Here is a 13,503-nt window from a genome sequence, read left to right on the forward strand (position 1 = left end):
GGTTGTTTTAGGTTTAAGCCTTAATCTATAGGGGATTAACGCGTATTACACGCAAAATAATGTGCTTATAGTGTTTGGTTATGAGCTATAGCGAGATTACGTTAATTTGTTACTATGGCGCTAAACCTAATTTATCGCCTACTTAAAGGGATTACGTATGACTGAACAACAAAACGATGCACACTTAGCTGTGTCGCTTATGGATTTAACAAGCCTAAACACCTCAGACACGGCCAGTGATATTCAGCAGCTTGTAAATAGTATTAACCCTAAATTGGGCACGCCTGCTGCAGTATGCGTTTACAGTGATTTTGTAGATGATGCAAAAATAGCATTGGCTGCGCGTGAGCTTAACCATGTAAAAGTAGCAACGGTTACAAATTTTCCTAGTGGTGATGCGCCACTGAGCGATGTGATAAACGAAACACTGATAGCAATTGAGCGCGGCGCGGATGAAATAGATTTAGTGATCCCGTATAAAGCACTTATTGCTGGCGAGCACAGCAAAGTGCTTGAGTATGTAACTCAAAGCAAAAAAGCCTGTGGTACAAAAGCGCAATTAAAAGTAATTATAGAAAGTGGCGAACTTAAAACTGCAGAGCTAATCACTAAAGCTACAAACTTGGCTATTCAAGGCGGGGCTGATTTTGTAAAAACCAGCACAGGTAAAGTGGCTGTAAATGCAACGCTTGACGCAACAAACGTGATGCTCAGCGCTATTAAACAATCGGGTAAGGTTGTTGGTTTTAAAGCCGCAGGCGGAGTTAAAACCGTTACTGATGCAAAGGAGTATTTAGCACTGACACGCTCAATTATGGGCGATGACTACTTACAGTCCGCTACATTTAGGTTTGGCGCATCAAGCTTACTAAGTGATGTATATAAAGTATTAGAAAAATAACCATTAAATTAAGCACTACGCCTTTATATAAGAGAGTAAATGATTGGCAGGCGAAACAATAATGGAATTAATTAATTAGATTTTCCTATGTGGGTATCTTTTAGGCTTGTGTTAATGATTTGCGTAAGTATAATAGGCATCCACTTTGCAGGGGCGTAGTTCCAATTGGTAGAACAGCGGTCTCCAAAACCGACGGTTGGGAGTTCGAATCTCTCCGCCCCTGCCATTTTTACTCATAAGTTGAGTAAGTCTGGGGTTAAAAATCGGTTTAAATAAGTCTGTTTTTAAGTTTAGATTTTAATGGATTAACCCTGCCGTTGTGTAGGGTTGTTGTGTCTGTAGTTAAGGTAATAATATTATGAGCACGAATGTAGAAACACCATCAAGTGCGATGGAGTCGGTAAAGTGGTTAGTAGCAATCGCGCTACTTGCAGGCGCAGTTGTTGGTAATCACATGTTTGCAGATCAGTCTGTATTACTACGTGCAATTGGCGTTGTGGTTGCTATAGCAGCAGGTTTAGGTATTGCCTCGCAAACCGCTAAAGGCCGTGACTTTTTAGCATTTGCTAAAGAAGCACGCATCGAAGTACGTAAAGTTGTTTGGCCAACGCGTCAAGAAACTACCCACACGACATTAATCGTAATGGTTGCAACAGTGATTATGGCGCTTATCCTTTGGGGATTAGATGGCATTTTATTCCGCGCTGTAGGCTTTTTAACTGGATTGGAGATCTGATCCCATGTCGGATGAGAACAAAGAAATTAAATTACGCTGGTACGTTGTACAAGCATTCTCTGGTTACGAAAAGCGTGTAGCGCAAACGTTATCAGAGCACATCAAAATTGAAGGTCTTGAAGAGAGCTTTGGTGAGATATTAGTACCAACAGAAGAAGTTGTTGAGATGCGCGCTGGTCAAAAGCGTAAATCTGAGCGTAAATTCTTCCCAGGTTACGTACTAGTACAAATGGATATGAACGATGCAAGCTGGCACTTAGTGAACAGCACTGAACGTGTAATGGGCTTTATTGGTGGTACTTCTGACCGCCCAGCGCCTATTAGTTCTAAAGAAGCAGAGCGCATTCTTAACCGTCTTCAAGAAAACGCTGAAGCACCTAAACCAGCTACATTATTTGAGCCAGGTGAAGTTGTGCGTGTTACTGATGGTCCATTTGCTGACTTTAGCGGTGTTGTTGAAGAAGTTGACTACGAAAAGAGCCGCGTGAAAGTGTCGGTACTTATTTTTGGTCGTTCTACACCGGTTGAACTTGAATTTGGTCAAGTTGAACAAGATAAGTAATTGATTAAAAAAGCTTCGCCATTATTTACTTAAATTTTGGCACGAAGCTTGAAAAAGGCCGCTGATTAACTTATAATCAGCGGCCTTTTTGTATTAAGGCAAAAATTTATTTTTGCTCGCAAAAAGTACGAAACCAATTTTTAAACTGGGAAGCCGTTAGAGTACGCGTCCTCGCGCGCACAAGGCTAAGACCCACCAAATGAGGTATTTATAATGGCTAAAAAAGTTGAAGCTTTAATCAAGCTACAAGTTGCCGCTGGTATGGCTAATCCTAGTCCTCCAGTAGGTCCTGCACTAGGTCAACACGGTGTAAACATCATGGAATTCTGTAAAGCGTTTAACGCGCGTACAGAGTCTATCGAAAAAGGCGCTCCAGTTCCTGTAGTGATCTCTGTTTACGGTGACCGTTCATTTACGTTCGATATGAAAACGCCACCTGCTGCTTACTTACTTAAGAAAGCTGCTGGTATCAAATCAGGCTCAGGCCGTCCTAACACTGAAAAAGTAGGCACAGTAACTCGTGCTCAACTTGAAGAGATCGTTGAGACAAAACGAGCTGACCTTACAGCGGCTGATATGGACGCTGCGGTTCGCACTATCGCAGGTTCTGCGCGTGCGATGGGCTTGAACGTAGAGGACTAAGAAATGGCTAAATTAACTAAACGTATGCGTACTATCCGCGAAAAAGTGGAAGTAACTAAAGATTACGAAATCAATGAAGCAGTTGCTCTTTTAAAAGAGTTAGCGACAGCTAAATTCGTAGAAAGTGTTGACGTTGCTGTTAACCTTGGTATTGACGCTCGTAAATCTGACCAGAACGTTCGTGGTGCAACTGTACTACCTAACGGTACTGGCCGTGATGTTCGTGTTGCTGTATTCACTCAAGGCGCTAATGCAGAAGCTGCAAAAGAAGCCGGTGCTGAATTAGTAGGCATGGAAGATCTTGCTGAACTAGTTAAGAAAGGCGAGATGGATTTTGACGTTGTTGTTGCATCACCAGACGCTATGCGTGTTGTTGGTCAACTAGGTCAAATCTTAGGTCCACGTGGTCTTATGCCTAACCCTAAAACTGGTACTGTAACGCCTAACGTTGCAGAAGCAGTTAAAAATGCGAAAGCAGGTCAAGTACGTTACCGTAATGACAAAAATGGTATCATCCATACTACTATCGGTAAGGTTGATTTCACTGCTGAGCAACTTCAACAAAACCTTGAAGCTCTAATCGTTGCGCTTAAGAAGGCTAAACCTTCTCAAGCTAAAGGTGTTTACGTTAAGAAAGTAACCATCTCTACAACAATGGGCGCAGGTGTTGCTGTTGACCAAAACACTTTAAGCACTTCTGTAGCTTAATAGGTGTTTACATGGCGTGAAATTTGTACTATAATTTTGCGCCATTTTGTTGAATAATTTATTATTTAACAAGTAAAGAATTCGGGTTGAAGTCCATAATTTCGCTAAGCTCTTGAGTGATGCGATAAATTGGGCTTCCGTCCAAGACCGTAGGCGGCTTCGGCCTTAATATTACCTACGTAGACGGTGTGAATCCCCAGATAGATTTTTCCTAATCTCTTCTGGCTCTCGCCGTAAAAAGCATCTCTATCAAGTTTGTTGATAGGGAAGAGTAAAACAGGGAAGCCGAGTGTCGGTGACCCATTAAACCAGGAGTAACACCCATGGCTTTAAATCTTCAAGGCAAAAAAGCAATTGTTGCTGAAGTCAACGAAGCAGCCAATGGTGCTCTTTCTGCAGTTGTTGCAGATTCTCGTGGTGTAGCAGTAGGCGCAATTACAGCCCTTCGTAAAGAAGCTCGTGAAGCTGGTGTATGGATGAAAGTTGTTCGTAACACTCTAGCAAAACGTGCTGTTGAAGGTACTGAATTTGAATGTCTATCTGATTCGTTAGTTGGTCCAAGCTTAATCGCTTTCTCATCAGAGCACCCAGGTGCTGCTGCGCGTATCTTTTCAGATTTCGCGAAAAAGAATGAGAAATTTGAGCTTAAAACGGCCGCTTTTGAAGGTAACATCGTAGACGCAGCAATGCTTGCTACATTACCTACATACGATGAAGCTGTTGCACGCTTAATGAGCGCTATGAAAGAAGCGTCTGCTGGCAAATTGTGTAAAACAATTGAAGCAGTACGTGTACAGAAAGAAGAGCAAGCTGCTTAATTTTAAGCTGTTTAACCTCTCTTTCGGTGTAAATTTATTTGGACCTAGAGTCCGTTAATTATTAGGAAATTTGTAATGTCTGTAACTAAAGACCAAATCCTTGACGCAATTGCTGAAATGTCAGTAATGGACGTTGTTGCTCTTGTTGAAGCAATGGAAGAAAAATTCGGCGTAACTGCTGCAGCTGCTATGGTAGCAGGTCCTGCTGCTGAAGCTGCTGAAGAGAAAACTGAATTTGACGTAATCCTTACTGGCGCTGGCGCTAACAAGGTTGCGGCAATCAAAGCTGTACGTAGCGCAACAGGCCTAGGCCTTAAAGAAGCGAAAGCTCTTGTTGAAGCTGCTCCTGCACCTATCAAAGAAGGTGTATCTAAAGAAGAAGCTGAAGCACTTCAAAAAGACCTTACTGAAGCTGGTGCTGAAGTTGAGGTTAAGTAATCTAGCTCACGCTAGGTTCGCTGCCTGAGTAATCAGGCAAGGGCTGGTGATTATTTAATCACCGGCCTTTTTGCGCTATAGAGTTATGTATTCCTGTAGCTCAAATAAAATCTGATTTTCTCTTTACTTTCAACGCTTTATAGTTTGCTAGTGTTGCTAAGGCGGAGTTAATTAGAACAACAATTAAATGTTGTAAATCTTGGCATAGATGCCAGTTAAGTCTGTTCTTACAAGAACAGGTCGGGTCAAAGATCAGCAAGCTGAGGAACCCCATGGCTTACTCTTATTCTGAAAAGAAACGTATCCGTAAGGATTTTGGTAAACGTCCACAAGTTTTGGATATACCTTTCTTACTGTCGACACAGTTAGAATCGTTTAAAAAATTCTTAGTCCCAGACGCTGATGGCGATCATGGTTTGGAAGCAGCCTTCCGTTCTGTGTTCCCTATTAAAAGCTACTCGGGAAATTCTGAGCTTCAATACGTAAGTTATCGTATTGGTGAGCCAGTATTCGATGTAAAAGAATGTCAAATTCGCGGTGTGACTTATTCTGCTCCACTTCGCGTGAAACTGCGTCTTGTAGTTATGGACAAAGAAGCTCCAGGCACAGTTAAAGACATTAAAGAGCAAGAAGTTTACATGGGCGAAATTCCGCTCATGACTGATACCGGTACTTTTGTAATCAATGGTACAGAGCGTGTTATCGTTTCTCAGCTACACCGTAGCCCTGGTGTATTCTTTGATAACGACCGCGGTAAAACCCATTCATCGGGTAAAGTATTATATAACGCACGCGTTATACCTTACCGTGGTTCATGGTTAGACTTCGAATTTGATGCAAAAGATAACTTATATGTACGTATAGACCGTCGTCGTAAATTACCGGCGTCTATTATTTTACGTGCACTTGAGTACTCTAGCGAAGAAATCTTAGATATGTTCTTCGATACTACCGCGTTTGAAGTAACTGACGGTAAAGTTCTTATGGAACTTGTGCCTTCACGTTTACGTGGTGAAACTGCCGCTTTTGATATCAAAGGCGAAGACGGTGAAGTACTTGTTGAAAGCGGTCGTCGTATTACGGCTCGCCACATCAAGAGCATCGAGAAAAAAGGCATTAATCAATTAGAAGTACCACATGAGTACATCATTGGCCGTATTGTAGCTAAAAACTATGTTGATGAGTCAACAGGTGAAGTTATTGCAAACGCTAATGACGAGCTATCACTAGAGTTGATGGCTGAATTGGTTAAAGCAGGTCACACTAAAATTGAGACGTTATACATCAATGAAGTGGACAGCGGCGCTTACATGTCAAATACATTAAATATTGACTCGTCTAGCAACCGTTTAGAAGCATTAGTAGAAATTTACCGCATGATGCGCCCAGGCGAGCCACCGACGAAAGACGCGGCTGAAGCCTTATTCGAGAACTTATTCTTCTCTGAAGAACGTTATGACTTATCTACAGTAGGTCGTATGAAGTTCAATAGCCGTGTTGGTTACGATACAGACACAGGCCCTGGCACATTAAGCAAAGAAGACATCGTGTCTGTTATGAAAGTATTAATTGCTATTCGTAACGGTCAAGGCGATGTTGATGATATTGACCACTTAGGCAACCGTCGTATACGTAGTGTTGGCGAAATGGCTGAGAACCAATTCCGTGTTGGTCTAGTACGTGTAGAACGTGCTGTACGTGAGCGTTTAAGCTTAGGTGACCTTGACGCGATAATGCCACAAGATCTTATTAACGCTAAGCCTATTTCGGCAGCGGTTAAAGAGTTCTTCGGCTCATCTCAGTTATCACAGTTTATGGACCAAAATAACCCGCTATCAGAAGTAACGCATAAGCGTCGTATTTCTGCATTAGGTCCGGGCGGTCTAACGCGTGAGCGCGCTGGCTTTGAAGTACGTGACGTTCACGTAACTCACTATGGTCGCGTATGTCCAATCGAGACTCCTGAGGGTCCAAACATCGGTCTAATTAACTCGTTATCTACGTACGCACGTACAAATGATTACGGTTTCTTAGAAACACCTTACCGTAAAGTGGTAGATGGTGTGGTAACTGATGAAGTTGATTATTTATCAGCCATTGAAGAAGGTCAGTTTGTTATCGCACAGGCGAACTCAAACTTAACCGAAACCAATGAGTTTGTTGATGAACTTATTCCGTGTCGTCACAAAGGTGAATCTACCTTTATGGGTCGCATGGACCAGCAATATATGGATGTATCACCACAACAGGTGATCTCTGTAGCGGCAGCACTTATCCCGTTCCTAGAACACGATGATGCTAACCGTGCATTGATGGGTTCAAACATGCAACGTCAAGCAGTACCAACATTGAAAGCGGATAAGCCGTTAGTAGGTACAGGTATTGAGTTAACACTAGCGAAAGATTCTGGTGTAACAATTGTTGCTAAACGTGGTGGTGAAGTAATGTACGCCGATGCTAGCCGCATCGTTGTAAACGTACATGACGATGAGCGTATTCCTGGTGAAGCGGGCATCGACATTTACAACCTTACTAAATACACACGTTCTAACCAAAATACATGTATTAACCAAAAACCAACGTGCATGGTTGGTGAACCGGTTACTCGTGGTGACGTGTTAGCAGATGGTCCTTCGACTGACTTAGGTGACTTAGCCCTTGGTCAAAACCTTCGCGTGGCATTCATGCCATGGAACGGTTATAACTTCGAGGATTCAATCTTACTATCAGAGCGCGTAGTTGAAGAAGATCGTCTAACGACTATCCACATTCAAGAACTACAGTGTGTTGCCCGTGATACTAAATTAGGTCCTGAAGAGATCACTGCAGATATCCCGAATGTGGGTGAGTCTGCGCTAGGCAAGCTTGATGAATCAGGCGTTGTTTATATTGGTGCTGAAGTTAAAGGCGGCGATATCCTAGTAGGTAAAGTGACTCCGAAAGGCGAGACGCAATTAACACCTGAAGAGAAGCTACTGCGTGCTATCTTCGGCGAAAAAGCGTCTGACGTTAAAGACAGCTCTTTACGTGTACCAAACTCTGTAACTGGTACTGTAATTGACGTACAAGTTTTCACCCGTGATGGTGTTGAAAAAGATAAGCGTGCGTTAGAAGTTGAAGACATGCAGCTTCGCGAAGCGAAGAAAGACTTCAACGAAGAGTTCCGTATTCTAGAAGCCGGTGTATTAGACCGTGCTCGCAAGCTACTTGCTGCAGCAGGCTTCGATGAAGACAACTTAGCGTCACTAAATGCTGAAAAGCTACTTACTCAAAGCCTTGCACAAGAAGACAAGCAAGCTGAACTTGAGCAACTAGCTGCACAGTACGATGAGCTTAAAGCTGAATACGATAAGAAGTTTGAAAACAAACGTCGTAAAATTACTCAAGGTGATGACTTAGCACCAGGCGTACTTAAGATTGTTAAAGTATACCTAGCTGTTAAACGTCGTATCCAACCGGGTGATAAAATGGCGGGTCGTCACGGTAACAAAGGTGTTATCTCGACTATCGTACCAGTAGAAGATATGCCATACGATGATAAAGGTCGTACGGTAGATATCGTACTAAATCCACTAGGTGTACCATCACGAATGAACATCGGTCAGATCCTTGAAACACATATGGGTCTAGCTGCACGTGGTATTGGTGAGCGCTTAGAGGAAATGATGAAGGAACAACGTGAGCTACATGAGCTACGTGAATTCATCAAGCAAGCTTACGAAATCGGTGAATCTCGTCAAGAAGTAGATATTGCTAGCTTCTCTGATGATGAAATTCGTCGTTTAGCTGATAACTTAAAAGGTGGTTTACCAATCGCTACTCCTGCATTTGATGGCGCTAAAGAAGACGAAATCAAAGACATGCTAGAGCTTGGTGGATACCCAAGAAGTGGTCAGGTTACACTCTATGATGGCCGTACTGGCGATCAGTTTGAACGTCAAGTAACTGTTGGTTACATGTACATGCTTAAACTTAACCACTTGGTTGACGATAAGATGCACGCACGTTCTACTGGTTCTTACAGCCTTGTTACTCAGCAGCCGCTGGGTGGTAAAGCACAGTTCGGTGGCCAGCGTTTTGGTGAGATGGAAGTATGGGCACTTGAAGCTTACGGTGCTGCTTACACTCTACAAGAAATGCTAACAGTGAAATCGGATGACGTGAACGGTCGTACTAAGATGTATAAAAACATCGTTGATGGTAACCATAAAATGGAACCAGGTATGCCAGAATCGTTCAACGTATTGTTGAAAGAAATCCGCTCACTGGGTATCAACATCGAGTTGGAAGAAAATTAAGCCAATTAGATGCTGCAGTTAATCCTGCAGCATCTGTTACGGCTGAATAGAATGTAGGGGCGAGATTATCCGCCCTCAAGATTAACTCCGACAGGAGAGCTAAGGTGAAAGACTTACTTAAGTTTCTGAAGCAACAAAATAAGACCGAAGAATTCGATGCAATTCGCATTGGTCTTGCTTCACCAGACATGGTTCGTTCATGGTCATACGGTGAAGTAAAGAAACCTGAGACTATTAACTACCGTACTTTCAAGCCTGAGCGCGATGGCTTATTCTGTGCCCGTATTTTCGGCCCAGTGAAAGATTATGAGTGTTTATGTGGTAAATATAAACGCCTTAAACACCGTGGTGTGATCTGTGAGAAGTGTGGCGTTGAAGTTACACTTACAAAAGTGCGTCGTGATCGTATGGGTCATATCGACCTTGCGAGCCCAGTAGCACATATATGGTTTTTAAAATCATTACCGTCTCGTATTGGCTTAATGCTTGATATGACACTTCGTGATATCGAACGTGTTCTTTACTTCGAATCATTCGTAGTAACTGAGCCTGGTATGACAACGCTTGAGCGTGGTCAACTATTAGGTGAAGAAGAATACCTAGATGCACTTGAAGAGCACGGTGATGAGTTTGAAGCTAAGATGGGTGCAGAAGCAGTATTAGACTTGCTTCGTGAACTTGATCTTGGCCAATTAATTGCAGAAATGCGTGAAGAGTTACCAACAATTAACTCTGAAACGAAGCGTAAAAAGATCACTAAGCGTCTTAAGTTAATGGAATCGTTCCACCAATCAGGTAATAACCCTGAGTGGATGATCATGACAGTACTTCCAGTATTGCCACCTGACTTACGTCCATTAGTACCGCTAGATGGTGGTCGTTTTGCGACATCTGATCTAAACGACCTTTACCGTCGTGTTATTAACCGTAATAACCGTCTTAAGCGTCTATTAGATTTAGCTGCACCAGATATTATCGTACGCAACGAAAAACGTATGTTACAAGAAGCGGTAGATGCGCTACTTGATAACGGTCGTCGTGGTCGTGCAATTACAGGTTCTAACAAGCGTCCGCTTAAATCTCTTGCTGATATGATCAAGGGTAAGCAAGGTCGTTTCCGTCAGAACTTACTTGGTAAGCGTGTAGATTACTCTGGCCGTTCTGTAATCACGGTTGGTCCTACACTTAAGCTTCACCAATGTGGTCTTCCTAAGAAGATGGCACTTGAGCTATTCAAACCATTCATCTATGGCAAATTAGAGCGTCGCGGCATGGCTACGACAATCAAAGCTGCTAAGAAAATGGTAGAGCGCGAAGTAGCGGAAGTATGGGATGTACTAGACGAAGTAATTCGTGAACATCCAGTATTACTTAACCGTGCACCTACACTTCACCGTTTAGGTATCCAAGCGTTCGAACCTGTACTAATTGAAGGTAAAGCAATCCATTTACACCCATTAGTATGTGCGGCTTACAACGCCGACTTCGATGGTGACCAAATGGCGGTACACGTACCGTTAACGCTTGAAGCTCAGTTAGAAGCTCGTGCACTAATGATGTCTACTAACAACATTCTATCTCCAGCGAATGGTGAGCCAATCATCGTTCCTTCACAGGATGTTGTATTAGGTCTTTACTACATGACGCGCGATCGCATTAATGCGAAAGGCGAAGGCATTGTATTTAAAGATCCTAAAGAAGCAGAAAAAGCATACCGTAGTGGTAACGCAGAACTTCACGCGCGCGTTAAAGTGCGTATTAGTCAGTCAATCACTAACGAAGCAGGTGTTGTTGAAGACACTGTAACGCTTATCGACACTACTGTTGGTCGTGCAATTCTGTCTCTAATTTTACCTAAAGGTATGCCGTTTGAGTCAATCAACCAAGCATTAGGTAAAAAGCAGATTTCTGGCTTATTAAACGAGTGTTACCGTCGTCTAGGTCTTAAAGACACTGTTGTGTTTGCTGACCAAGTTATGTACACCGGTTTCCACTACGCAATGAAGTCAGGTGTTTCAATTGGTATCGATGACTTAGTTATCCCACCAGTTAAAGCATCAATCATTGAATCAGCTGAAGCTGAAGTAACTGAAATCAACCAACAATTCCAATCAGGTCTTGTAACGGCTGGTGAAAAGTACAATAAAGTTATCGATATCTGGTCACGTGTAAATGAAAACTTATCACGTGAAATGATGGCCAACTTGTCTAAAGACACGGTTATCAATGCCAAAGGTGAAGAAGAAGAGCAACCGTCATTTAACTCAGTGTTTATGATGGCTGACTCAGGTGCTCGTGGTAGTGCCGCTCAGATCCGTCAGCTAGCAGGTATGCGTGGTCTAATGGCACGTCCAGATGGTTCAATCATCGAGACGCCAATCACGGCTAACTTCCGTGAAGGTCTAAACGTACTACAGTACTTCATCTCAACGCACGGTGCGCGTAAAGGTCTTGCCGATACAGCACTTAAAACAGCTAACTCAGGTTACCTAACGCGTCGTCTAGTAGACGTTGCACAAGATTTGGTAATCAATGAAGACGACTGTGGCACAGAAGATGGCTTAACAATGAAACCACTTATTGAAGGTGGTGACGTTGTAGAAGCACTTCGCGAACGTGTACTAGGTCGTGTTGTAGCTGAGCCTGTGGTTATCCCTAATACAGATACTGTATTAGTAGAACGTAATATCATGCTTGATGAAAAACTGTGTGACCTTTTAGAAGAGCACTCAGTAGATGAAGTTCGCGTACGTTCTGTTATCACTTGTGATAACGACTTTGGTGTATGTGCTAAGTGTTATGGTCGTGACCTTGCACGTGGTCATATCATCAACGCGGGTGAATCAGTAGGTGTTATCGCGGCACAATCAATCGGTGAGCCGGGTACACAGCTTACGATGCGTACATTCCACATCGGTGGTGCGGCATCAAGAGCGTCAGCTGAAAATAATGTACAAGTTAAAACTGACGGTACGTTAAAACTACATAACGCTAAGTATGTACTTAATACCGACGGTAAGATTGTAATTACTTCACGTTCAACTGAAATCACTATCATTGATAGCTTCGGTCGTGAAAAAGAGCGTTATAAAGTACCTTACGGTGCGGTACTAACAGTACAAGACAATGCAGAAGTTCAAGGTAACGACATCGTTGCTACTTGGGACCCGCATAGTCACCCAATCGTTCTTGAGCATAAGTCAAAAATCTCGTTCAGCGATATTGATGACTCAAATACTGAAGCACAAACTGATGAACTAACCGGCTTAACCCGTGTAGTTGTTAAAGACCTTGCTAAAGTAAATGCGAAAGAGCCTAAGCTTATCATCGAAAGTGAAGAGCGCGGCTTGCAAGAAACACGTCTACCTTCATTCACTACGATTGAAGTGACTGATGGCGTTACAGCAAACCCAGGTGACGTACTTGCACGTATTCCGCAAGAAGGTTCGAAAACTCGTGATATCACGGGTGGTCTACCACGCGTAGCCGACTTATTTGAAGCACGTAAGCCAAAAGATCCAGCTATCTTAGCTGAAATCACAGGTACTATTAGCTTCGGTAAAGAGACTAAAGGTAAGAAACGTTTAGTTATTACACCAGCTGAAGGCGATCATTACGAAGAGATGATTCCTAAGTGGCGTCAACTTAACGTGTTTGAAGGTGAGCAAGTGTCTAAAGGTGAAGTTATCGCCGATGGTCCTGAATCACCACATGACATCTTACGCCTACGTGGTGTGACTCATGTTGCTAACTACATTGTTAACGAAGTGCAAGAGGTTTACCGTTTGCAGGGCGTTAAGATCAATGATAAGCACATTGAAACAATTATTCGTCAGATGCTACGTAAATGTACCATCCTTGACGGCGGTGATACTGAGTTCTTAGCGGGTGAGCAAATTGAAGTAGCTCGCGTAAATATCGCTAATCGTGACCTTGAAAAACAAGGTAAAATCCCAGCGAAGTTTGAAATACAACTTATGGGTATCACGAAAGCATCACTAGCAACCGAATCTTTCATCTCGGCAGCGTCTTTCCAAGAAACAACACGTGTTCTTACAGATGCCGCAGTGAATGGTAAGAGCGATGAGCTTCGTGGTCTGAAAGAAAACGTAATTGTGGGTCGTCTGATCCCAGCCGGTACTGGCTTTGCGTATCACCAAGACCGTATGGCTCGCCGCAAGCAGGGTGAAGTTGTTGAAGAGCAAACAGTAAGTGCAGAAGAGGCAACTCAAGCACTAACAGATGCTCTGAACGCAGATTTATCTGGAAATCAATAAACTCTTATTAATCAACAGATTAATAAATCGTAAGACAGTTATCTACTGTCTTACGATGAGTTTAGGTTGACAGGTTAAACTTTGCTCATTAAAATTCCGCCACCCATTTACTTGCATGTATGT

The 13,503-nt window shown here is 42.9% G+C and carries 9 protein-coding genes and 1 tRNA gene; all 10 read left to right on the plus strand.

Annotated elements, in window-relative coordinates; all coding sequences use genetic code 11:
- The first annotated feature begins 157 nt into the window (after positions 1-157).
- Complete coding sequence (gene deoC, locus EJ103_RS01270) at positions 158-901, plus strand: deoxyribose-phosphate aldolase (protein ID WP_126005589.1); 744 nt, start codon at positions 158-160, stop codon at positions 899-901.
- A gap of 149 nt (positions 902-1,050) precedes the next feature.
- A tRNA-Trp gene (locus EJ103_RS01275) sits at positions 1,051-1,127 on the plus strand.
- A 132-nt stretch (positions 1,128-1,259) separates the two neighbouring features.
- On the plus strand, positions 1,260-1,637 hold the full coding sequence (gene secE, locus EJ103_RS01280; RefSeq protein ID WP_004588203.1) for a preprotein translocase subunit SecE: 378 nt from the start codon (positions 1,260-1,262) through the stop codon (positions 1,635-1,637).
- 4 nt (positions 1,638-1,641) lie between these two features.
- The gene (gene nusG, locus EJ103_RS01285) at positions 1,642-2,199 is read left to right on the plus strand and encodes a transcription termination/antitermination protein NusG (protein ID WP_024032045.1); all 558 of its coding nucleotides are present in this window, start codon (positions 1,642-1,644) and stop codon (positions 2,197-2,199) included.
- Between the two features lie 213 nt (positions 2,200-2,412).
- Positions 2,413-2,841: a 50S ribosomal protein L11 gene (gene rplK, locus EJ103_RS01290; RefSeq protein ID WP_004588205.1), complete on the plus strand. Its 429-nt coding sequence runs from the start codon at positions 2,413-2,415 to the stop codon at positions 2,839-2,841.
- Between the two features lie 3 nt (positions 2,842-2,844).
- A complete protein-coding gene (gene rplA / locus EJ103_RS01295) occupies positions 2,845-3,549 on the plus strand; it encodes a 50S ribosomal protein L1 (protein ID WP_004588206.1) in 705 nt (234 codons plus the stop codon).
- A 323-nt stretch (positions 3,550-3,872) separates the two neighbouring features.
- Positions 3,873-4,367 (plus strand): 50S ribosomal protein L10, encoded by a 495-nt coding sequence (gene rplJ, locus EJ103_RS01300; RefSeq protein ID WP_004588207.1) that lies wholly within the window; start codon positions 3,873-3,875, stop codon positions 4,365-4,367.
- A 75-nt stretch (positions 4,368-4,442) separates the two neighbouring features.
- Entirely contained in the window at positions 4,443-4,805 is a 363-nt protein-coding gene (gene rplL / locus EJ103_RS01305; RefSeq protein ID WP_004588208.1) for a 50S ribosomal protein L7/L12, read from the plus strand.
- Positions 4,806-5,077: 272 nt separating this feature from the next.
- A complete protein-coding gene (gene rpoB, locus EJ103_RS01310; RefSeq protein WP_004588209.1) occupies positions 5,078-9,103 on the plus strand; it encodes a DNA-directed RNA polymerase subunit beta in 4,026 nt (1,341 codons plus the stop codon).
- Positions 9,104-9,207: 104 nt separating this feature from the next.
- Entirely contained in the window at positions 9,208-13,380 is a 4,173-nt protein-coding gene (gene rpoC, locus EJ103_RS01315; RefSeq protein ID WP_004588210.1) for a DNA-directed RNA polymerase subunit beta', read from the plus strand.
- Positions 13,381-13,503 lie beyond the last annotated feature (123 nt).

The organism is Pseudoalteromonas sp. Xi13 (assembly GCF_003952205.1).
Lineage (GTDB): Bacteria > Pseudomonadota > Gammaproteobacteria > Enterobacterales > Alteromonadaceae > Pseudoalteromonas > Pseudoalteromonas atlantica.

Bases quoted from the DNA above. Each gene is read 5' to 3' on its own strand.
- deoC (WP_126005589.1), top strand. From the start codon at position 158: ATGACTGAACAACAAAACGATGCACACTTAGCTGTGTCGCTTATGGAT.
- rplJ (WP_004588207.1), top strand. From the start codon at position 3,873: ATGGCTTTAAATCTTCAAGGCAAAAAAGCAATTGTTGCTGAAGTCAAC.
- rplA (WP_004588206.1), top strand. From the start codon at position 2,845: ATGGCTAAATTAACTAAACGTATGCGTACTATCCGCGAAAAAGTGGAA.
- rplK (WP_004588205.1), top strand. From the start codon at position 2,413: ATGGCTAAAAAAGTTGAAGCTTTAATCAAGCTACAAGTTGCCGCTGGT.
- rpoB (WP_004588209.1), top strand. From the start codon at position 5,078: ATGGCTTACTCTTATTCTGAAAAGAAACGTATCCGTAAGGATTTTGGT.
- secE (WP_004588203.1), top strand. From the start codon at position 1,260: ATGAGCACGAATGTAGAAACACCATCAAGTGCGATGGAGTCGGTAAAG.
- nusG (WP_024032045.1), top strand. From the start codon at position 1,642: ATGTCGGATGAGAACAAAGAAATTAAATTACGCTGGTACGTTGTACAA.
- rplL (WP_004588208.1), top strand. From the start codon at position 4,443: ATGTCTGTAACTAAAGACCAAATCCTTGACGCAATTGCTGAAATGTCA.